We start from the raw sequence: 21185 nt of genomic DNA, 5'->3' as shown, positions 1-21185 counted from the left end.
ACTTGCCCCGCCCTCTTCTTCACCTACCAAACATTTCCAGCAACTATCACTTAACAGCCATGCCTGCAGCTGGACTTCACTCTTTGCGCTGGCGACACTAGTCCTTTCGCATGACCCACTCTTGCTCCTTCATGGATGACCCAATGACAACGACCACCGGCCTCAATGACCGGCTGATTCGATGGCTGATCATAACGTGCATGGCCACCTTTACGCTGGCCTTGCATGTCACCTTTCCCAATATGGGCGGCGCGGGATTACGGCTTCCGTTCAACGCGACCGTCTGGATGGGCTTCTCGCTGATGATAGCCATCTCGCTGTGGCCCATGACCCGCGGCGTGATTCGCTACAGCAGCTTCCATATCGGCCTGGCGATGCTGGTTGCTATATTATGGATGCCATTTTTCTGGAGTTGGGGCGAAGCGTCATTGATTGCCCTGCCCCGCTTACTGGGATTAACGGCAGGTGCCTTATTACTGCTTGGCTTGGCGCAACTGGAACTGACGCGACGTCATTGGTGGTGGCTCGGCATGTCGATTTTCGCCGGCACCCTGATGGAAACTGCCTACGCCTATATCCAGCAGTTTATTCTAGAGCCAGGTAACTGGGTGGGTTACGACCCCAACTATGGCCGTCCCTACGGCATCTTCCAGCAGCCCAATGTGCTGGCCAGTTTCCTGGCCACCGGTCTCGCAATTTCGGCCTGGCTCTACAATGAATCACGCAACCGCGTAGAAGGTGACATCACTCTTCTCGCTCCATTATTTATGCCGGCGATGCTCTTGATCATCATGTCGCGCACTGGATGGCTAGCGACCATCATTGTGGTACCAATGGTGCTCTTCTATCTCTGGCACCAAAGCCGCAAGCGCTTCCTGATCTGGGGTGGCGCCTTTCTGGCGGGATGTTTGCTGGCGATAATTATCAATTCACTGGGGGACGCAGCAAGAAATGATGCCTCCATCCAGAGTTCCGGCGAGCGTTATTACGTCTATACGCATAGCCTGCGCATGATCCTGGAAAAGCCTTTCCTGGGTTGGGGCTACGGGCGCTTTCAGCATGACTTCCTTTACAGCTTCGCTGACTGGCGAGCAGCCCAGCCAGTCAACCAACCTGACATCGTCGAGCCATTTATCACCCTTAACTACAGCCATCCTCATAATGAGCTGCTGCTGTGGGGGGTCGAGGGCGGGCTTTTGCCGGTAATTGCCATTCTGGCCTTTGCAGGGTGGGCCTGCTGGCGTCTATGGAAGCATGGCCCAGTGGGCGAAAGAATGATGCTGGCAGCGCTATTAACACCATTGGCACTTCACTCAATGACGGAGTATCCTTTCTATCACTCAACAGCACACTGGCTAGCTTTTACGTTAATAACCTTCTTTTTATCGTTAAACCTCCCCACCAAAAGACAAAAAAAATACAAATATACCTTTATAATAAAAGCATTATCTTATATAGCAACCCCTCTATTATGGATTTTTTTTGCCACCAACCTCCAGGCAATTTCACACCTAAACAATAATATAAATGTAAAAAAAAATGAGGTTGACATGAGAGGAATCATCAACCCGCTCGGCCTATCACCATTAATATCTCAAATAATACAAGAAGTAAATCTCAACAATGCCATCCAGGAACGCAACAACAAACTGATAAAAATATATAGTTACGAAATACAGGAAGAGATTAGCAGAAGGCCTTCACCAAAATATATAAATATGCTAATTACTGCCTTATCAGCTATTGAAAACCGAAAAGATATGCAGTCTGCTCAATCAACAAAAAGCTATCTATACCCTCAACAATCAAAATAAGGAAGGCCGGCAGAGCCGGCCCTTATACAATAAAAAGTTAATAATTATTAACCTGCAGACCAGCCGCTCGTTCCTCCATCAGGTTCATTGGGTGTAAGAGTTATGCTTTCATTACCAGTTGACACCGCTACAGAAGCACTGACTGAGCCAGATGCTATAGTAATGCCCTCACATGCATTAGCAGCAGGGGACGATTTATCGCCATCTTCAATTGCGCCACTACTAAGAAGCTCAGCGTCAGTAAGGTAGGCTCTTGCTTCAGCCAAACAAGCCCCTCTCGCCGCACGGTCTTGATAATTAGAATATTGCGGAATAGCTATCGCCGCCAGCACCCCGATAATCGCCACCACAATCAGCAGCTCGATCAGGGTAAAACCGCCCTGCCCCGACTGAATGCCCTTGATGTGTTTCATGCCTTGTTTCTTCATGTTTCATCCCCTTGCTTGACTGCCCATTAGGGCGACGTTGCCGATACATACGTTTCAGTCGGCTGGCTTGCCTGGCTGAGCAGCATGGTACTAGCGATTCTGTTGCGTGACATCAGCAATGCTGTGTGTGCTCATGCTCTATCAGTTTCAATGATAGCTGCGACCAATACTTTGGTACGCATTACCCTAAGCCAGACAGATGACAACGGCAAGGCACTGAAAGAGTCGGCTTTCGCCCATTCCAGACCTCCACGCCGTCCATGCGGGCGAATGAAGGTTGCTCCGCCATGGCGAAGGCACCAGCAGGCGCTGCCACTGCCTAACGCTTGCCTAACCAGATAGAATGATAGCTACCATATTCGCAGCGATCGTTTCAGGAGCCTCTATGCAGGAATCACAGCCCCGGGGAGCAGCCAATCATGGCTTTCCAGCCAAGGATGCCGGCGTAGCCTCATCGCTGCGGGGGTTAGCGCTGCGCCTGGTGGCTGACGGCCAACTGACTGAAGCTGCCGCTCTGCGGGCCGTGCAGGAAGCCGAAGAAGAAGACGTCTCGCTGATGCGCCACGTGGTCGAGAACGGCCTGGTGCCGGCGCGTCAGACGGTGCTGTCGGCGGCCTGGGAGTATGGACTGCCGCTGATCGACCTGGACGCTCTTAGACTAGCCAGCCTGCCGCCACCCCAGGAAATGCCAGAAAAGATCCTGCGCCGGCTCACCGTGATGCCGCTGTATCGCACCGAGCACCGCCTGACCGTGGCGGTGCCCTACCCGTCGACGCTTGCCTTGCTGGACGAGCTGCAATTCGCCACCAATCTGAAGGTCGAGGGCATTCTGGCCCCGGTGGATCAGCTGGGGCCAGTGCTCGAGAGCTATCTCAGCCATCACGAAAATGCCGAGTTGTTCGAAGGTCTGGACGGCGCCGACGATGCTCTGGAGGGGCTCGAGTACGAGGAATACGATCCTGAAGACGACCAGGCCATTACCGCTGGCAGCGACGATGCACCGGTGGTCAAGTTCGTCAACAAGGTACTGTTGGACGCGATACGGCGCGGGGCCTCGGACATCCACTTCGAACCCTACGAATCAAGCTACCGAATTCGCATGCGCATCGATGGCATCCTGATCGAGGCTGCACGCCCTCCCTTCGGCATGCGCACCCGCATCGCTGCTCGCTTGAAAGTCATGTCACGGTTGGATATCTCCGAGCGCCGCCTGCCGCAGGACGGCGCCGTCAAGCTGAAACTCTCCAAGCAGCGCTCGATCGACTTCCGCGTCAGTTCTCTGCCGACAGTGTTCGGCGAAAAGTTGGTGCTGCGCATCCTCGACCCTACCACCGCCCAGATGGGCATCGACTCACTGGGTTTCACACCACCGCAGCGAAAGATGTATGAGCAGGCGCTCTCTGAACCTCAAGGCATGATTCTGGTCACCGGCCCCACCGGCAGCGGTAAAACGGTATCGCTGTACACCGGTATCAACATCATCAACACCGGTGAGCGCAACATCTCTACCGCCGAAGACCCCGTCGAGATCAAGGTACCTGGCGTCAACCAGGTCAACGTGCTTCCAAAGATTGGCCTGACCTTCGCCAGCGCTCTTCGCGCCTTCCTGCGCCAGGACCCGGACGTGGTCATGGTCGGCGAGATTCGCGACCTGGAAACGGCGGAGATCGCAGTCAAGGCCTCGCAGACCGGCCACCTGGTGCTATCCACCGTGCACACCAACTCGGCCGCAGAGACCCTGACACGCCTGTCGAATATGGGTATCGCATCGTTCAACATTGCAAGTTCGGTGTCGCTGATCATCGCCCAGCGCCTGGCGCGCCGCCTGTGCAAGCACTGCAAGGAACCGGTGAGCCTCCCGGCAGAAGTGCTTCGAGAAGAAGGCTTCAATGAGGATGAAATCCAGCAGGCGACCATCTACCACCCGGTCGGCTGCCGACATTGTACGCTTGGCTACAAGGGACGCGTCGGCATCTATGAAGTCGTGCCTATCAGCGACACCATCAGTCAGCTGATTATGCGCAATGGCAACGCCCTAGAGCTTGACGAGCAAGCACGCCGCGAAGGCCATCCGAATCTGCGCCGCAGTGGCCTTCTCAAGGTCATGCAAGGAATGACCAGCCTTGAGGAGGTCAACCGCATTATTCGGGACTGATCCCACGCCACATCGTTGCCGATCATGACCCAAACGGGCCTATCATCACTCTAGAGGAATGCCCATGGCGCGACAGCCCAAGCAAAAAAAACCAGCAAAGCTGCAACGTTGGAAATGGACAGGCAAAGGCCCCGGCGGGCGGCGGGTCTCAGGAGAGATCGTTGCCAAGGAGAAGCAAGAGGTCGAGCGGCAACTCAATAGCCAGAACATTCTCGTCAAGAGCATACGCCGCAAGAGCAGCCTTGGCAGTGGTATGAGCAAGATCAAGTCACGCGATATCATGATCTTCGCCCGCCAGCTGGCGACCATGATCAAGGCGGGCGTGCCCATGCTTCAGGCCTTTTCTGTGGTAGCGGAAAGCCTCAAGAATCCAACCATGAGCGCCCTGGTCCAGGAGCTGATGAACGATGTCTCGGCGGGCACCAGTTTTTCCGACGCGCTGCGCAAGCATCCCAAACACTTCGATCGACTGTTTACCAACATGATCGAAGCAGGCGAACAGTCAGGCTCTCTTGACCATATGCTGGAGAAAGTGGCCAGCTACAAAGAGAAGATCGAAACGCTCAAGGGGCGCGTCAAGAAGGCGCTCTATTACCCCGTCGCCGTCATTTCGGTGGGTATTGGCGTGACAGCACTACTGCTGATCAAGGTGGTCCCTCAGTTCGAGAGCCTGTTTCAGGGCTTTGGTGCTGAGCTCCCGGCAATGACACGCATGACCATCGCCATGTCCGAATTCGCCCAGCAATACTGGCTTTGGGGAATCGGACTGATTGTTGCGAGCATCATGCTGATTCGCCAGGGCATGAGACGATCCGATGCCTTCACCTACCGGATGCATGCCCTGGCGCTAAAGATACCGGTGATCGGCGACATTCTCGACAAGTCATCGGTGTCGCGATACTCAAGCACACTCGCCACCACGTTCGGTGCCGGCGTCCCGCTGGTCGAGGCGCTCGAGACTGCCGCTGGCGCCTCCGGAAACAAGGTCTACGAACGTGCCGTACTTCAGGTGCGCGATGATGTCTCAGCCGGGCAGCAGCTGCACTTCGCCATGCGTCTGACGGAACAATTTCCGGCGCTCGCCGTACAGATGGTGGGTATCGGCGAGGAAGCCGGTTCGCTGGATGCGATGCTCAACCGGGTGGCGGAGTACTACGAGGAGGAGGTCGACAACAAGGTCGATGCCCTTACCTCGCTGCTCGAGCCGTTCATTATCGTCGTACTCGGCGTTCTGGTCGGTGGCCTCGTTGTATCAATGTATCTGCCAATCTTCGAGCTAGGCAGCGTTATCTAACCTGGCCATGGCAGGCCCGTCGCCACCACGGGCCTGCCCCAAAAAGATATAATGCTCTTTTTTTTCCTAAACATGCAGAGCCTAGGAGCCCCCCTTGCTTGCCGATCTTCCCCCTACCCTGTTCTGGCCGCTGATCATTGTCCTCGGTCTATGCCTGGGCAGCTTCCTGAACGTCGTGGTCACTCGGCTGCCTGTGATGCTGATGCAAGGCTGGCGAGCAGAAGCCCGCGAGGCGCTGGAGCTGGAGGAAGAGTCGCCGGCCAGTTTCAACCTGGTGACCCCAGCCTCGCAGTGTCCGGCCTGTAATGCTCCGATCAGCTGGCACGACAATATCCCTCTGCTCGGCTTTCTGAAGCGGCGGGGAAAATGCGCGAGCTGCAAGCAACCTATCAGCCTGCAATATCCCATGATTGAGATTGCCGGCATGGCGCTGGTCGTCGCCGTCATCGCCATCCACGGCGCGAGCCTTCAGAGCCTCTTTTTGATAGGCGCCTGCCTGGCATTGCTCGCTCTAGCGGTGATCGACTTTCGCACTCAGCTGCTGCCCGACATCATCACCCTTCCTCTGCTATGGGTCGGGCTTGGCTACCAGTTGATGTTTCAACCACTCATGCTTACCTCGGCAGTCATTGGCGCCATGGCCGGCTATCTTTCACTATGGAGCTTCTACTGGCTATTCAAGCTCGTGACCGGTAAGGAAGGCATGGGCTATGGCGACTTCAAACTGCTGGCCGCGCTGGGGGCCTGGCTGGGCTGGCAGACCCTGCCCATGGTGCTGATACTATCGGCGGGAGTGGGGGCCATCATCGGCATCCTCGTTCAGCTCGTCGTGCCACGACTGCGTGGCGCCCCGATGCCCTTCGGCCCCTTCCTGGCCATGGCTGGCTGGATTGCCCTGCTAGCCGGTGCCCCACTGCAGGCCGCCTATCAGGGCCTGATATCATGAGCCTTACGATCGGCGTTACCGGTGGCGTCGGCTCGGGCAAGTCGACCGTTGCACGGGCCTTCGCGACCCACGGCATCGACTGGGTCGATGCCGATGATGTGGCACGCGAAGTGGTAGAACCGGGAGAGCCCGCCCTTACCGATATCGTGGATCACTTCGGCCCCGGCGTACTAACCGCCGATGGCCACCTGGATCGCCGTGCGCTGCGTAGCATTGTCTTCAGCGACGAAGCCGAGCGGCGATGGCTGGAATCGGTCACCCATCCGCGAATTCGGGAGCGCCTCGAAGCACACCTGGCGCGCATGGCGGCAACGGACGCCCCCTATCACCTGCTGGTGTCCCCGCTGTTATTTGAGTCTGATCAGCATCGTCTGGTTGACCGCTGCCTGGTGATCGATATTCCCGAAGCCCTGCAAATCAGCCGAACCGCCAGCCGCGACAGCGTTGATGAAGAGCAGGCTCGCGCGATAGTCGCGGCACAGATGCCCAGGCAGAAGCGACTAGCCAAAGCCGATGACGTTATCGACAACAGCGGCGGTGCCGATGACCTGGCGCACCAGGTTGCAAGACTTGATCGCCTATATCGCCGTCATCGCGAGACCTCTTAAGAGCGCCCCCTGAGAAAAGCCCAGCCAAGCTGGATTGCCTTGGCTTCGACGATTGGGCATGCTGACGTAACTCTTTACCCGCACGAGATCCATATGACCCAAGAACACGCTTCTCGCCCTCTGGAAGTGGCCTGCCCACAGTGTCGCAAAACGGTAGCCTGGGTAGAGGACAACCTACATCGGCCATTCTGCTCAAAGCGTTGCAAACTGCTCGATCTGGGCGCTTGGGCCGATGAGTCACATCGCATTGCCGGCGAGCCCGCCATGGATGAGACCGAGATCGACGAGATGATCATGCGCGCCGAGCGCGGCCAGGAATAACGAATCAGCGCCATGCAGGACGACGAACATAAGAATCAGGCGAAAGACCTTCAGCCACTACAGTATCGCCTGCTGGCCGAGCTGGAAGCGACCTTCGACACGATCATCAATCGCATCGAAGAGTTGGTGCAGTACTTCCGAGAGCAGAACCGTGAAATAGGCATCGGCGCCTGGGCGTTGCACCACTCAACACCCAATGCCGACTGGCTAAGGGCCGCACTGCTCGACTTCTGGTATCAGGACGGACAGGATGGCCGCGCCACCCGCAGCTATGTCGGGCTGATTGCCGCCGACCAGCGGATGCTCGAGCATGTTGGAAAGGTCAATGAAGCCAAAGACGACTTCGCCTGCATACTGGCAAAGATTCGTGAGCATGCCGCCGATCTTATCCCCGAGATCAAGGCGATACTGCCGTTTCGCCACCCGGCCTTGCATGCACACCTCACCGGCCAGGGTCTCGCCAGACTTCATCTCAAACAATGCTGGCGCGCCATACCGGTGGCGAATGCCCCCCTCTCCCGCGTGCGACTGGCCTGGTATTCGAGTGGTCGCTCGATCAAGAAACTGAGCGTCCGCGAAGCCGAGAAGAAGTTGCTGGCACTTGACGCCGACTCACCTCATGTTCGTATTCAACTCAAACGCCTAGCCGGAATTCCTGACAGTGAGCCACTCGCCCAGGTCCAGAAGCAGGCTCCCCTGATGCGCGCCAACCTCTTCTTTGCCGAACCACTAGCCGATGGCCGCGAGCGTCGTGCCATGAACGTCGCACTGCCGTTATTCATTCCTAGCACAGATGGTCGGCTGCCTGATCATAATCAGCCCCAGCCCACCCCGCAGGAGAAGCGTACACGGGCCAAAAGGAGCGACGAGCGCCTTGAGGATACCCCCTTTCTACCGAGCATTAGGATCTACCGCTACCGCTAGACGGTGCCTGAAAAGTACTTGAAAAGCACTTGAAAAGAGCCACCGATCGGCTCTATGGCATTAACTCACCCCGTCCGCGAGCCCAGCCAACTTACTCCTTTCCTCACTTATAGGTAGCGGCTCTCTGAGGCTACGGCGCATACATTTGTATGCCGCCTTGGCCATGCCACGCCTTAACTCCTGATTGAAGTCTCCTCAGACTCGTGACGACAGCTTATTTCACTATTTCCCCACAGAACGGCCACCAGTATTGGACCTTGTGGCGCCTCTGACAAACCAAGCGTCACGCGGGAACGATGCAGAAAAAATGAGCATCATAACCAGCGGCATTACGTTAATGATGGTGATGGCTGACTAGGAGGCGATCGATCAGGTATTTCCGGCGACAGAAACTATTAACGCCTTTTCACTACAGAAAGCCAGCAGCAGTACATAATAGCGCCACAAGTCAAGTGTTGCTGTATGGCGACACCCCTCGAAGAGTTGGCCTAGCAAACACCACGGCAAGTATTCATGAAGGACATATAATCTACCAGACAAAAAATCGCCCCCGGCAAAACCGAGGGCGATGTCCGAGCAAGAGGCTAAATCACTCTTCCACGCGAACCAGCCAGGACTCGACGGTATCGTTGCCGTACTCGTCTTTCCAGGCCTTGAGGGTCTTCTGGTTGCCGCCGCGGGTCTCGACGACTTCACCGGTATTCGGGTTCTTGTAAATCTTCAGCTTGCGCTTGCGACGACCACCGGAAGATTCCGGCTTGCCTGCTGCAGCACGGGAAGCGGCCTTAGGGTCGACCAACTCGATGACGTCGGCGGCGCTTTTACCGAACTCTTTCATCAGCGCTTCGAGCTTTTCCTTGAACTCGAGCTCAGACTTCAAACGGTTGTCGTTTTCCATCTTGTGGAGCTCGTCAGTGAGCTGCTTGAGCATCTGTTCTTTCTGCATGTAATCGTTGAGCAGGGACATGGCAATTCCTTATATCTGCTTCTGGTAGACACTACGGGATAGTGGGTCAGCAAAGCCGGGGATGTAATCGACCTAACATGATTCTAATCGTTTTTATTTTAAACGACAATATCAGAAACCAAACACATTCCCATTGCTTATTTTTTTACTCATTTTTACATAGCCACCGAAAGGATGACCGATAGAGAGAGAATCTGTTAACCTTGAATACATCATCATGTTAACAAAGAGGATCACATGAGCCAGACACTTTGGCACCCCTATGCACAGATGCAGACTCAGCCCACCGCCCTAAAGGTAATAGGCGGTGATGGAGCACACTTCACTCTGGAAAATGGCGAGCAACTGCTTGATGCCACCTGCTCTTGGTGGTGCATGATTCATGGCTATGGACACCCCAGACTCGTTGCGGCGATCAAACAGCAAGCCGACACTCTCTGCCATGTGATGCTCGGTGGACTGACCCATGAACCTGCCGACCAACTATCGGCTGCCCTGGTGCGCGTAACGCCGCCAGGACTCAATCATGTCTTTTTCTCTGATAGTGGCTCGGTCGGAATGGAAGTCGCCATGAAGATGGCCGTGCAGTACCAGGTGCAGCGCGGCCACCCAGGCAAGCACCGCATGCTGTCACTGATGAAGGCCTACCATGGCGACACAACGGGCTGCATGGCGGTATGCGACCCCGAGGAAGGCATGCACTCCCTTTTTTCCGGCTTCCTGCCGACACAACATTTTGCGCCAGCACCCACCGCCGCCTTCGACGCTCCGAGAGAAGCCGTAGAAGCCGATATCAAGGGCCTGCGCGAGGTACTCGAGTCTCACCACCACGAGATCGCCGGGCTGCTCATGGAGCCTCTACTGCAAGCTGCAGGTGGCCTTAACATGACCTCCCCCCATTACGTTCAGGCGGCAAGAGCGTTATGCGATGAATTCGGCGTACTGTTGATCTTCGACGAAGTGGCCACCGGCTTCGGGCGCACCGGCAAGATGTTTGCCGCCGACCACGCCGACGTTACACCGGACATCATGGTGCTTTCCAAGGGACTAACCGGCGGCTATCTGGGACACGCAGCGACTCTGGCGACAGATGCCGTCTACTCAGCTTTTCTCAGTGAAGACCCCAACCGCGCCTTCATGCATGGTCCCACCTTCATGGGCAATCCTCTCGCCTGCCGCGTGGCCCTGGAGAGTCTGGCGGTCTTCGAGGAGGAAGACTATCTGGGCAAAATCGCCTCACTGAACGCGATTCTTCGTAAGGAATTGGCCGAAGATGCCGACCTCAAGGCACACCCTGCCGTTGAGGATGTGCGCGTACTCGGCGCCACCGCGGTGATCGAGGTGCATGACGCGTCAAGCCTCAAAGGCGCCCAGGACTTCGCGCGTAGCCGAGGCGTCTGGCTAAGAAGTTTCGGCCGCTGGCTCTACACCATGCCCGCCTATGTCACCCTCGATGAGGAAATGCGCCAGATCACCACGACCATGAAGGACTGGTTCTTGAATGCTTCGCCAGCCAGCACTTAACGACTGAATGACGGAACGAGAAAACTCACGTTCTTTGCGGCTAGATTAAATGACCACCCCGAACCCGGAAGCCAGAACCAAAAAAACGCCGCCCCTGAGGGCGGCGTTTTTGTTCAAGCTTCAGGACATCTCGGCAGGCCGAGACGCCTGGGCAGGACTTAGTCCTGACCCATCTGCTGCTTGATCAGATCACCGATGGTGGTCGGCGTAGACTCGGACTCTTGCTCACGCAGACGACCCATGTTTTTACGGGTGTCGTCCTGATCCTTGGCCTTGACGGACAAGTTGATCACGCGGCTCTTGCGATCCACGCTCACGATGCGAGCTTCAACGCTGTCGCCTGCGTTCAAGACGTTACGCGCATCTTCAACGCGATCGGCGCTGATCTCAGAAGCCTTGAGCACGGCCACGACGTCTGTTGCCAGCTCAACATGCGCTTCCTTGGCATCGACTTCGACGACACGACCGGTAACAACGGTACCCTTGTCGTTGACGGCGAGGTACTCTGCGACCGGATCGCTGTCCAGCTGCTTGATGCCCAGAGAGATGCGCTCACGCTCCGGATCGATGGACAGGATGACGGCCTCGGCCTCATCGCCCTTCTTGAAGTTGCGCACGGCTTCTTCGCCCGTCTCGGACCAAGAGATGTCGGACAGGTGCACCAGGCCGTCGATACCGCCTTCCAGGCCGATGAAGATACCGAAGTCGGTGATGGACTTGATGCTGCCAGCAACGCGATCGCCCTTGTTGTAGCGAGCGCTGAAGTCTTCCCACGGGTTAGTGGTGCACTGCTTGATGCCCAGAGAAATACGACGACGTTCTTCGTCGATATCCAGAACCATCACCTCGACATCGTCGCCAACCTGGACGACCTTGGACGGGTGAATGTTCTTGTTGGTCCAGTCCATTTCGGACACGTGGACCAGGCCTTCGACACCCTCTTCCAGCTCGGCGAAGCAGCCGTAGTCGGTGAGGTTGGTAACGCGTGCGTTGACCTTGGTGTTCTCCGGGTAGCGACCCTTGATGTTGACCCAGGGATCTTCGCCCAGCTGCTTGAGCCCCAGGGACACACGGTTACGCTCGCGGTCGAACTTCAGCACCTTGACGTTGATCTCGTCGCCGACGGCAACGATCTCGGACGGATGCTTGATGCGCTTCCAGGCCATGTCGGTGATGTGCAGCAGGCCATCGACGCCGCCCAGGTCCACGAAGGCACCATAGTCGGTCAGGTTCTTGACGATACCCTTGATCTGCTGGCCTTCCTGCAGGGTGGCCAGCAGCGCTTCACGCTCGGCACTGTTCTCGGCTTCCAGCACGGCGCGACGGGAAACCACCACGTTGTTGCGCTTCGGGTCGAGCTTGATGACCTTGAAGTCCAGCTCTTTGTGCTCGAGGTGAGCGGTATCGCGCACCGGACGCACATCTACCAGGGAGCCCGGCAGGAAGGCACGGATAGAAGCCACGTCGACAGTGAAGCCGCCCTTGACCTTACCGTTGATCACGCCCTTGACGATCTCATCCTTCTCGAAGGCTGCTTCCAGCTCTTTCCACGCCTCGGCGCGCTTGGCCTTCTCGCGGGACAGGCGGGTCTCACCGAAGCCATCTTCCACGGCTTCCAGTGCAACCTTGACTTCATCGCCCACACCGATGGTCAGCTCACCGTTTTCGTCGCGGAACTGCGCGGACGGGATCTGGCCTTCGGATTTCAGACCGGCATTGACGGTGATCCAATCACCTTCAATGTCGACGACGGTCGCCATGACAATGGCGCCCGGCTCCATGTTGATGTCTTGGAGAGACTGTTCAAACAAGTCAGCAAAGCTTTCGCTCATGATGTTCCTACGTGATCAACGTTGAATGGCGGCTTACCGCCTTCTCCGCACCACCAGCGAGTGCGGGCCTACTGCAATATGCCCCGGGGATGTTGACGCTGGTTAGACCTGAGCGGACTCTCAGTACGTGCTGTCCGCCCATGTCGTTACATCATCCCGAGGCCCGTAATGGATCGTTGGACGATCAAGCAATGCCACGTTGGGCAAGCAGATCCTTCACCCGTTCCACCACTTCCGGAATTGTCAGGCTCGTGGTGTCCAGCTCGATGGCATCGGCTGCCGGTTCGAGAGGGGCAACGCTGCGCTGCATATCTCGCGCATCGCGGGCCTGAATCTCCTTTAAAAGACTCGGTAGACTAGCATCCTGCCCCGCTTCCCGCAACTGCAGATGGCGACGCTTGGCTCGCTCCTCGGCGCTGGCGGTCAGGAACACCTTGAGAGGGGCCGCGGGGAATACCACGGTCCCCATGTCACGGCCGTCGGCCACCAGGCCCGGAGCCTTGAGAAAGTCTCGCTGACGATTCAGCAGTGCCTGACGCACCTTCGGCAACGCGGCCACCTGAGAGGCTCGGTCGCCGGCCTGCTCGGTGCGGATCTCCCGGCTGACGTCATCCCCTTCCAGCAGCACGCGGCTCCCGCCCTCGTCGGGAACGAAGACCACGTCCAGGTTGGAGGCCAGTGTTGCCAGGGACGCCTCGTCAGCCAGATCCACCGCATGGCGCATGGCCGCCAGGGCGGTCAGCCGATAGAGCGCCCCGCTGTCCAGCAGATGCCAACCCAGCCCCTCGGCGACCAGACGGCTGATGGTGCCCTTGCCGGCCCCACCGGGACCATCGATGGTCAGCACCCGTGTTTCGGCATCGCTCATGCATCCTCCTGCTGTTCACAGGCCACGGACTCCGCACCAGACTCGGGGACGACGGTCAGTCCAACACGGCGCGCCAGCTCGACGAAGCCAGGGAAGGAGGTGGCTACATTGGCACAGTCATCTATCACGATCTCGTCACGGGCACGCAGCCCTGCTATCGCGAAGGCCATGGCAATGCGGTGATCGCCGAGACTATCGACATGACCGCCGCCGTAATTCGGCGCGCCGGAACCATTGTCACCGCCGACGATGTCTATACCGTCGGCCACCACGGTATTCTCGACGCCGAGAATATCCAGGCCATCGGCCATGGCCTGGATACGATCAGACTCCTTGACGCGCAATTCTTCTGCCCCGCGCAGGCGAGTCCTGCCTTGCGCATTGGCGGCGGCGATAAACAGCGCCGGGAACTCGTCGATGGCTAGCGGCACCTGGTCGACCGGAATATCGATACCCTTCAGCGGCGCATAGCGCACTCTGATATCCGCGACCGGCTCTCCGCCAACCTCATGCTGCTGGGATAGCTCGAGGTCGGCGCCCATAAGCTTGAGGATATTGATCACCCCGATACGGGTCGGATTGATACCGACATGCTCGAGCGTCAGGTCGGCACCTGGCGTGATCGCTGCGGCGACCAGGAAGAAGGTCGCCGAGGAGATATCGGAGGGCACGTCGATCGGGCCTGCGCTGAGCGAGCCGCCGCCGTTGAGCCAGGCAGTGTCACCCTCGCGCTCGACCGGATACCCGAAGCCATTGAGCATGCGCTCGGTGTGATCGCGGGTCGGTGCCGGCTCCTTGACGCGGGTCTCGCCCTCGGCATACATGCCGGCTAGCAGCAGGCAGGACTTGACCTGTGCACTGGCCATCGGCATGGCATAGTCGATGCCCTTGAGCGGCTGGCCGCCATGAATCTTCAGCGGCGGACGCCCACCTTCGGCGGTATCGATCTTGGCACCCATCAGGCGCAGCGGGTCGGCCACTCGCCCCATCGGCCGTTTGGTCAACGAGGCGTCGCCGGTCAGTTCGCTGTCGAAGGCCTGGCCAGCCAGCAGACCGGTGAACAGGCGCATGGCCGTGCCGGAATTGCCCACGTAAATCGGCCCTGCCGGGGCCTTGAGGCCGTGCATGCCAACGCCATGGATGGTCACCCGCCCCTGGTGCGGCCCTTCGATAGCAACGCCCATCTCGCGAAAGGCCTGGAGGGTAGCCAGACTGTCCTCACCCTCTAGGAAGCCCTTGACCTCGGTTACGCCCTCGGCCAACGCGCCGAGCATGATGGAACGGTGCGACACTGACTTGTCACCCGGCACGCGGATGCGCCCGGCGACGCTGCCACCGGGGCTGACCCGGTAGCGCATGGAATTGTCTTGCATGGTCTGATAACCCGCCTGATAACTGGTCTGGTTTAACAGCGTATCGAAATATTGCCGCGCATGGCTGGCACGGTCGAGGATGCCGAGCATGGCATCGCCGTCGCCCTCTTCCACGGCACGACGCAACCGCGCCACGCCGCCCTCGAAATCATCGAGCGCCTGCAGCACTGCGTCGCGATTGGCCGTAAAGATATCCCGCCACATCACCGGATCACTGCCGGCGATACGGGTAAAATCACGAAAGCCACCGGCAGCGTAGCGAAAGATCTCCAGCCGCTCATCCTGGCGAGCCAGGGTATCCACCAGCGAGAAAGCCAGCAGATGTGGAAGATGGCTGGTACGCGCCAGCACCTGATCATGGCGCTCAACCGACATCTCGAGCACCGTGGCGCCGCAGGATTGCCACAGGGCACGCACCCGAGACAGCGCCTCGGGGGCCGTCCTCTCGTCGGGCGTCATGATGACCTTGTGCTGGCGATATAGTGTGGGGTTGGAGGCTGACACCCCACTCTTCTCGGAGCCGGCAATCGGATGCCCCAGCACCAGGTTGGCCGGCAGCTCACCGAAGATGCGCTCGGCAGCATCGCGAATCGCCGCCTTGGTGCTGCCGACATCGGTGATCACGACCTCGGCATCGGACATGTGCAGCCCCGCGGCCAAGGCCCCCATCACCGCATCCATGGCCAGCACCGGCACCGCCAGCACGACCAGGCTACTGCCCGGCAGCACGGCGGTAAGATCGGTGTCGCCGCCATCGATGATGCCCATCTCGATACCGCGAGCGATTTCGTCGGCATCCCGGTCACAGGCCAGAATAGTGCCAGCAAAACCGCCGGCCTTGAGGGCCGCGGCAAGCGAGCCGCCGATCAGCCCGAGCCCGAGGATCAATAGCTGGGGCTCGCCGAGTCTGCTCGCATCCGGGACGGACGGCGTCGCCGACTGAGGCCTGGAAGACGCCATCATGATCAGAGCACGCCCACCGGATAGGAGCCCAGCACCTTGAGTTCGGCGCAACGCAATTGCACTTCCTCCAGCATGGCCGCCACTTGCGTATCATCGCGGTGGCCATGGAAGTCGATGAAGAACACGTAGTTCCACACCCCAGTGCGCGACGGCCGAGTCTCGAGGCGCGTCAGGTCGATCTGATGCCGATGGAAGGGTTCCAGCAAGTCATGCAGGGCGCCGGGCTGGTTGCGCATGGCAACCACGATGGACGTCTTGTCCTCACCCGAAGACGGCACGTCCTGATTGCCGATGATCAGAAAGCGAGTCGAATTATCCGGGCGATCCTCGATCGTCTCGGCAATCTTCTCGAGACCATAGAGCTTGGCTGCCATATCGCCGGCAATCGCCGCGCTATGCCACTCGGTCTTGACCAGTTTGGCCGCCTCGGCGTTGGATGAGACGGGCACCCGCTCAGCATGCGGATAATGGGCATCCAGCCACTTGCGGCACTGTGCGAAGGACTGCGGATGCGAATAGACCCGCGAGACCTTGTCACGGCGAGTATTGCTCGACACCAGCAGGTGGTGATGAATGCGCAGCACCACCTCGCCGCAGATGCGCATGGAGGAGTCCATGAAGGAATCGAGGGTGTGGTTCACTACGCCTTCGGTGGAGTTTTCCACCGGCACCACGCCGTAATTGACGGCGCCGGCCTCGACCTCCCTGAACACCTCGTCGATGGCGGCCATCGGCAGGCTGACGGCACTCTCGCCGAAGTGCTTGAGCGCCGCCTGCTGGGTGAAGGTGCCTTCGGGCCCCAGGTAAGCCACCTTGACCGGCTTCTCGAGCGCTAGGCAGGCCGACATGATCTCGCGGAACAGCCGCGCCATTTCCTCGGCATCCAGCGGCCCCTGATTGAGGGACATGATGCGCCTGAGCACTTGAGCCTCACGCTCTGGCCGATAGAAGACCGCATCCGGGTCGGAATCGGTCTTGACCTTGGCTACCTGACCCGCGCACTGGGCGCGCTCGCTGATCAGGCGAAGGATTTCACCATCCAGGCCATCGATGCGCTGACGCAGCGCATCGAGATCGATGGGGGTGTCACTCATTCGATTTCCCCTACACTAAACCCCTGATTCGACAATGGTACGGCCAGCACCCAGCGCCAATGGCCCCGGGCGTGCCGCCCGCTGCGACGCTAGCCGCGCCGACGTTCGAAGTCGGCCATAAACTCCACCAGGGTATCGACCCCGGACTCGGGCACCGCGTTATAGAGGCTCGCGCGCATGCCTCCCACGCTGCGATGGCCCTTGAGATTGAGCAGGCCGGCCTCTTCGGATTCGGCCAGGAAAGCCCTGTCGAGGCGATCATCGGCCAGCACGAAGGGCACATTCATGCGCGAACGGTTGGCCACCGCGATCGGGTTGGAATACATACCGCTCTGGTCGATGGCGTCATACAACTTGGCGGCCTTGCGATTGTTGAGGGCATTCATCGCCTCAAGACCGCCGATCTCGTGCTTCAGCCACTGGAACACCAGACCCGCCAAGTACCAGCTATAGGTAGGCGGCGTGTTGTACATAGAGCCATGCTCGGCCATGACCTTGTAGTTAAACATGGTCGGCGTATCGGGACGCGCCCTGTCAAGCAGGTCATCGCGCACGATCACCAGCGTCAGGCCGGCCGGGCCGATGTTTTTCTGGGCTCCTGCGTAGATCACGCCAAACCGCGAGACATCCAGCGGGCCGGAGAGAATCGACGAGGACATATCGCAGACCACCGGCACTTCGCTGCCATCGGCCAGACGCCCCTCGGGCACATAGTCGAACTCGAGACCGCCGATGGTTTCGTTGCTCGTATAGTGGAGATAGGCGGCATCGCTCGACAGCGCGATATCGGCCTGGCGTGGCACGGCGATGAGGCCATTGGCCTCGCTGGAAGCCGCCACATGGGCACCGGCCAGGTGACGCGCTTCGGCGATGGCCTTCTTGCCCCAGATACCGGTATAGAGGTAGTTCGGCGTGCCGCCCTGGCCAAGCAGGTTGTAGGGCAGCATCGCAAACTGCATCGACGCACCGCCCTGCAGGAACAGCACCCGGTAGTTATCGGGCACGGCCAGCAGCTCGCGCAGATCCGCCTCGGCCTGCTCGGCGATGGCAACGAACTCGGCGCTACGGTGGCTCATCTCCATCACCGAAAGGCCACGCCCCTGGTAATCGAGCAGCTCTTCCCGGGCCTTCTCCAGGACGGCGGTCGGCAGCGCCGCCGGTCCCGCACAAAAATTATAATGACGTGTCATCAGCGTTGTATTCCAGAATGATGGTGTCGGCTAACGGCGCTCAGTGATCGCCTTAGGGCGCATCGCTGTCAGACCCCTCTTCGGAGGCTTCGCTTGAGGCGTCGTCGGCGCCCGCCTCAAGCGTCCCGTCAGCAGCTCCGTCAAGCGTCTCGCCGCTAAGCGCTTCTTCCTCCGGCTCGTCGATACGCACCGTTTTGACCAGCGCCTCGCGCTCGCCCAGGCGGATCAGCATCACGCCCTGGGTGTTGCGAGAAGTAGTGGAAACCTCCTCGACGCGCGTGCGCACCAGGGTGCCCTTGTCGGTGATCAGCATCATCTCGTCGGCAGAGTAGACCTGCATCGCCGCGACCAGGTCGCCGTTGCGTTGGCTGGTCTGCATGGCGATCACGCCCTGACCACCGCGCCCGCGCAGCGGGAACTCCTCGAGACGAGTACGCTTGCCATAGCCGCGCTCGGAGGCGGTCAGAATGTAGATCTGTCCATCATTGGCCACCACATCCGGCTGGACCTCATCGCCGCTTTCGGCGTCGTCCTCGACATCGACCTGCTGGGACTGCGGAATGATCAGGCTGATCACCCGAGCGTCCTCCTGCAGGCGCATGCCACGCACGCCGCGAGCGGTGCGCCCCATGGAACGGACATGGGATTCCTCGAAGCGGATGGCCTTGCCGTTGGAGGACAACAGCATGGCGTGATCAGAGCCAGACGTAATGGCGGCACCGATCAGTTGATCGTCGTCGTCGATGTCGATGGCGATCAGGCCAACGCTACGCGGACGCGAGAACTGATCGAGGCTGGTGCGCTTGACCGTACCCTTGGCGGTAGCGAAGAAGATAAAGCTGTCCTCGCGATACTCGCGCACCGGCAGCATGGCGCTCACCGCCTCGCCCTCATCAAGCGGCAGCAGGTTGACCAGCGGCTTGCCCCGCGAGCCACGGCTGGCGTTGGGCATCTCGTAGACTTTGAGCCAGTAGACCTTGCCCTTGTTGGTGAACAACAGCACGGTGTCGTGGGTCGAGGCCACCAGCAGGTGTTCGATGACGTCTTCATCCTTCATCGCCGTCGCTGACTTGCCACGCCCACCGCGGCGCTGGGCCTGGTAGTCGGACAGCGGCTGCGTCTTGGCATAGCCGCTGCGAGAAATGGTTACCACCATGTCTTCTTCGGCGATCAGGTCTTCGATATGCAGGTCGAGGTGACTGATCTGGATTTCGGTGCGGCGCGCGTCGCCATACTGATCGCGGATCGCTTCGAGCTCCTCGCGAATCACCTCGAGCAGGCGGTCGGCAGAGGCCAGAATCGCGGTTAGCTCGGCAATTTTCTCGAGGATGCCCAGGTACTCGTTGAGCAGTTTCTCGGTCTCGAGACCGGTCAGGCGATGCAGGCGCAGCTCGAGAATGGCCTGGGCCTGGGCCGGCGAGAGGCGATATTGCTGGCCTGCCTGGTCGAGACCGAAGCCTTCTTCCAGGTCCTCGGGCTTGCAGGAAGTCGCACCGGCACGCTCCAGCATGCCGGTCACCTGACCCGGCTGCCAGTCACGGGCCAGCAGCTTGTCCTTGGCTTCAGCGGCCGACGGCGAGGCCTTGATCAGCTCGATCACCTCGTCGATGTTGGAGATCGCGACCGCCAGGCCCTCGAGAATATGACCGCGTTCACGAGCCTTGCGCAGTTCGAAGAGCGTACGGCGGGTGACGACTTCGCGACGGTGGCGAATGAAGGCCTCGAGCATCTGCTTGAGGTTAAGCGTCTTCGGCTGGCCGTCAGACAGCGCGACCATGTTGATGCCGAAAACGTTCTGCAGCTGCGTCTGGGCGAAGAGGTTATTGACCACCACCTCACCGCTCTCGCCGCGCTTGACCTCGATCACCACGCGCAGGCCGTCCTTGTCGGACTCGTCGCGCAGCTCGGCGATGCCGTCGATCCTCTTGTCCTTGACCAGTTCGGCAATCTTTTCGATCAAGCGGGCCTTGTTTACCTGATACGGCAGCTCGTTGACGATGATGTGGTCCCGGCCGGTCTTGTCATCATGCTCGATGGTGTGACGCGCGCGCACATAAATGCGCCCACGACCGGTACGGTACGCATCGAGAATCCCGGCCTTACCGTTGATGATGCCCCCGGTGGGGAAGTCAGGCGCCTGGATGTATTCCATCAGGTCATCGATCGACAGCGTGTGGTCGTCGATCAACGCCAGGCAGCCGCTGATCACCTCGTTCATGTTGTGGGGAGGGATGTTGGTGGCCATGCCCACGGCAATACCGGAGCTGCCATTGATCAGCAGGTTGGGAACCTTGGTCGGCAGCACCTCGGGAATCCGCTCGGTGCCGTCATAGTTGTCGACCCAGTCGACGGTATCCTTCTCGAGATCGGCCAGCAGCTCATGAGAGAGCTTGGCCATGCGCACCTCGGTATAACGCATGGCGGCGGCGTTATCACCGTCGATGGAACCGAAGTTACCCTGACCGTCGACCAGCACGTGGCGCATCGAGAAATCCTGCGCCATGCGTACGATGGTGTCGTACACCGCACTATCACCATGCGGGTGATACTTACCGATGACGTCACCGACTACACGGGCCGACTTCTTGTAGGGTTTGTTCCAGTCGTTGTTCAATTCGTGCATGGCGAACAGCACACGCCGGTGCACCGGCTTGAGGCCATCACGCACGTCGGGCAGCGCCCGGCCGATGATCACGCTCATGGCGTAATCGAGATACGACTGCTTGAGCTCGTCCTCGATGTTGACTGGCAGAATCTCTCTGGCGATGTCACCCATGGGTCGTCAAATCCTTTGCACTGCGACTGTTTGGCGCTACGTGAGGCTGGCAAGGCTAGCTTCGTGATAGCAATGCGAAATTGTACCACCCACCGCCCCCTAAAGGCA

16 protein-coding genes are annotated in these 21185 nt (G+C 59.0%); 8 read left to right on the top strand and 8 right to left on the bottom strand.

Annotated features, from left to right (window positions below; translation table 11 throughout):
* Positions 1–143: 143 nt before the first annotated feature.
* On the top strand, positions 144–1814 hold the full coding sequence (locus BCL93_RS13580) for an O-antigen ligase family protein (RefSeq protein WP_181463100.1): 1671 nt from the start codon (positions 144–146) through the stop codon (positions 1812–1814).
* A 47-nt stretch (positions 1815–1861) separates the two neighbouring features.
* Here BCL93_RS13580 and BCL93_RS17705 read toward each other — a convergent pair whose 3' ends face one another.
* Positions 1862–2242, bottom strand: a complete 381-nt coding sequence (locus tag BCL93_RS17705; RefSeq protein WP_309251234.1) for a pilin — start codon at positions 2240–2242, stop codon at positions 1862–1864.
* 385 nt (positions 2243–2627) lie between these two features.
* Here BCL93_RS17705 and pilB point away from each other — a divergent pair, with 385 nt between their 5' ends.
* The 6 genes from pilB (at position 2628) to BCL93_RS13545 (ending at position 8490) form a co-directional block, all read left to right on the top strand.
* Positions 2628–4397: a type IV-A pilus assembly ATPase PilB gene (gene pilB, locus BCL93_RS13570; protein WP_112055804.1), complete on the top strand. Its 1770-nt coding sequence runs from the start codon at positions 2628–2630 to the stop codon at positions 4395–4397.
* A 58-nt stretch (positions 4398–4455) separates the two neighbouring features.
* A complete protein-coding gene (locus tag BCL93_RS13565; protein WP_424779068.1) occupies positions 4456–5691 on the top strand; it encodes a type II secretion system F family protein in 1236 nt (411 codons plus the stop codon).
* Between the two features lie 94 nt (positions 5692–5785).
* A complete protein-coding gene (locus tag BCL93_RS13560; RefSeq protein WP_112055802.1) occupies positions 5786–6637 on the top strand; it encodes a prepilin peptidase in 852 nt (283 codons plus the stop codon).
* On the top strand, positions 6634–7245 hold the full coding sequence (coaE, locus tag BCL93_RS13555; RefSeq protein ID WP_112055801.1) for a dephospho-CoA kinase: 612 nt from the start codon (positions 6634–6636) through the stop codon (positions 7243–7245). The genes BCL93_RS13560 and coaE overlap by 4 nt, the downstream gene beginning before the upstream one ends.
* Positions 7246–7338: 93 nt before the next feature.
* Positions 7339–7566: a DNA gyrase inhibitor YacG gene (yacG, locus tag BCL93_RS13550; RefSeq protein WP_112055800.1), complete on the top strand. Its 228-nt coding sequence runs from the start codon at positions 7339–7341 to the stop codon at positions 7564–7566.
* Between the two features lie 12 nt (positions 7567–7578).
* On the top strand, positions 7579–8490 hold the full coding sequence (locus tag BCL93_RS13545) for a DNA replication terminus site-binding protein (protein ID WP_112055799.1): 912 nt from the start codon (positions 7579–7581) through the stop codon (positions 8488–8490).
* A 589-nt stretch (positions 8491–9079) separates the two neighbouring features.
* Here BCL93_RS13545 and BCL93_RS13540 read toward each other — a convergent pair.
* A complete protein-coding gene (locus BCL93_RS13540; protein ID WP_112055798.1) occupies positions 9080–9457 on the bottom strand; it encodes a histone-like nucleoid-structuring protein, MvaT/MvaU family in 378 nt (125 codons plus the stop codon).
* A 237-nt stretch (positions 9458–9694) separates the two neighbouring features.
* On the opposite strand from BCL93_RS13540, the gene bioA reads away from it, so the two are divergent.
* A complete protein-coding gene (gene bioA / locus BCL93_RS13535) occupies positions 9695–10981 on the top strand; it encodes an adenosylmethionine--8-amino-7-oxononanoate transaminase (protein ID WP_112055797.1) in 1287 nt (428 codons plus the stop codon).
* A 158-nt stretch (positions 10982–11139) separates the two neighbouring features.
* Here the strand turns inward: bioA and rpsA are convergent, their stop codons facing one another.
* From rpsA to gyrA, 6 genes are all read right to left on the bottom strand, one after another.
* Positions 11140–12813, bottom strand: a complete 1674-nt coding sequence (gene rpsA, locus BCL93_RS13530) for a 30S ribosomal protein S1 (protein ID WP_112055796.1) — start codon at positions 12811–12813, stop codon at positions 11140–11142.
* A gap of 184 nt (positions 12814–12997) precedes the next feature.
* Positions 12998–13681 (bottom strand): (d)CMP kinase, encoded by a 684-nt coding sequence (cmk, locus tag BCL93_RS13525; RefSeq protein WP_112055795.1) that lies wholly within the window; start codon positions 13679–13681, stop codon positions 12998–13000.
* Complete coding sequence (locus BCL93_RS13520) at positions 13678–16014, bottom strand: bifunctional prephenate dehydrogenase/3-phosphoshikimate 1-carboxyvinyltransferase (RefSeq protein ID WP_112055876.1); 2337 nt, start codon at positions 16012–16014, stop codon at positions 13678–13680. Before BCL93_RS13520 ends, cmk begins: the two co-directional genes overlap by 4 nt.
* Before the next feature lie 5 nt (positions 16015–16019).
* On the bottom strand, positions 16020–17111 hold the full coding sequence (pheA, locus tag BCL93_RS13515; protein ID WP_112055794.1) for a prephenate dehydratase: 1092 nt from the start codon (positions 17109–17111) through the stop codon (positions 16020–16022).
* Between the two features lie 89 nt (positions 17112–17200).
* A complete protein-coding gene (gene serC, locus BCL93_RS13510) occupies positions 17201–18301 on the bottom strand; it encodes a 3-phosphoserine/phosphohydroxythreonine transaminase (protein ID WP_112055793.1) in 1101 nt (366 codons plus the stop codon).
* Between the two features lie 52 nt (positions 18302–18353).
* The gene (gene gyrA, locus BCL93_RS13505; RefSeq protein WP_112055792.1) at positions 18354–21077 is read right to left on the bottom strand and encodes a DNA gyrase subunit A; all 2724 of its coding nucleotides are present in this window, start codon (positions 21075–21077) and stop codon (positions 18354–18356) included.
* Between the last annotated feature and the right edge of the window lie 108 nt (positions 21078–21185).

The organism is Onishia taeanensis (assembly GCF_003268885.1).
In the GTDB taxonomy this organism is placed as follows: Bacteria; Pseudomonadota; Gammaproteobacteria; order Pseudomonadales; family Halomonadaceae; genus Onishia; species Onishia taeanensis_A.
Note: the sequence above shows the minus strand (reverse complement) of the source record. Positions and strands in the feature narration are given on the sequence as shown.

Coding starts and splice junctions, on each gene's coding strand:
- BCL93_RS13580 (WP_181463100.1), top strand. CDS start 144: ATGACAACGACCACCGGCCTCAATGACCGGCTGATTCGATGGCTGATC.
- BCL93_RS17705 (WP_309251234.1), bottom strand. CDS start 2,242: ATGAAGAAACAAGGCATGAAACACATCAAGGGCATTCAGTCGGGGCAG.
- pilB (WP_112055804.1), top strand. CDS start 2,628: ATGCAGGAATCACAGCCCCGGGGAGCAGCCAATCATGGCTTTCCAGCC.
- BCL93_RS13565 (WP_424779068.1), top strand. CDS start 4,456: ATGCCCATGGCGCGACAGCCCAAGCAAAAAAAACCAGCAAAGCTGCAA.
- coaE (WP_112055801.1), top strand. CDS start 6,634: ATGAGCCTTACGATCGGCGTTACCGGTGGCGTCGGCTCGGGCAAGTCG.
- yacG (WP_112055800.1), top strand. CDS start 7,339: ATGACCCAAGAACACGCTTCTCGCCCTCTGGAAGTGGCCTGCCCACAG.
- BCL93_RS13545 (WP_112055799.1), top strand. CDS start 7,579: ATGCAGGACGACGAACATAAGAATCAGGCGAAAGACCTTCAGCCACTA.
- BCL93_RS13540 (WP_112055798.1), bottom strand. CDS start 9,457: ATGTCCCTGCTCAACGATTACATGCAGAAAGAACAGATGCTCAAGCAG.
- bioA (WP_112055797.1), top strand. CDS start 9,695: ATGAGCCAGACACTTTGGCACCCCTATGCACAGATGCAGACTCAGCCC.
- rpsA (WP_112055796.1), bottom strand. CDS start 12,813: ATGAGCGAAAGCTTTGCTGACTTGTTTGAACAGTCTCTCCAAGACATC.
- cmk (WP_112055795.1), bottom strand. CDS start 13,681: ATGAGCGATGCCGAAACACGGGTGCTGACCATCGATGGTCCCGGTGGG.
- BCL93_RS13520 (WP_112055876.1), bottom strand. CDS start 16,014: ATGGCGTCTTCCAGGCCTCAGTCGGCGACGCCGTCCGTCCCGGATGCG.
- pheA (WP_112055794.1), bottom strand. CDS start 17,111: ATGAGTGACACCCCCATCGATCTCGATGCGCTGCGTCAGCGCATCGAT.
- serC (WP_112055793.1), bottom strand. CDS start 18,301: ATGACACGTCATTATAATTTTTGTGCGGGACCGGCGGCGCTGCCGACC.
- gyrA (WP_112055792.1), bottom strand. CDS start 21,077: ATGGGTGACATCGCCAGAGAGATTCTGCCAGTCAACATCGAGGACGAG.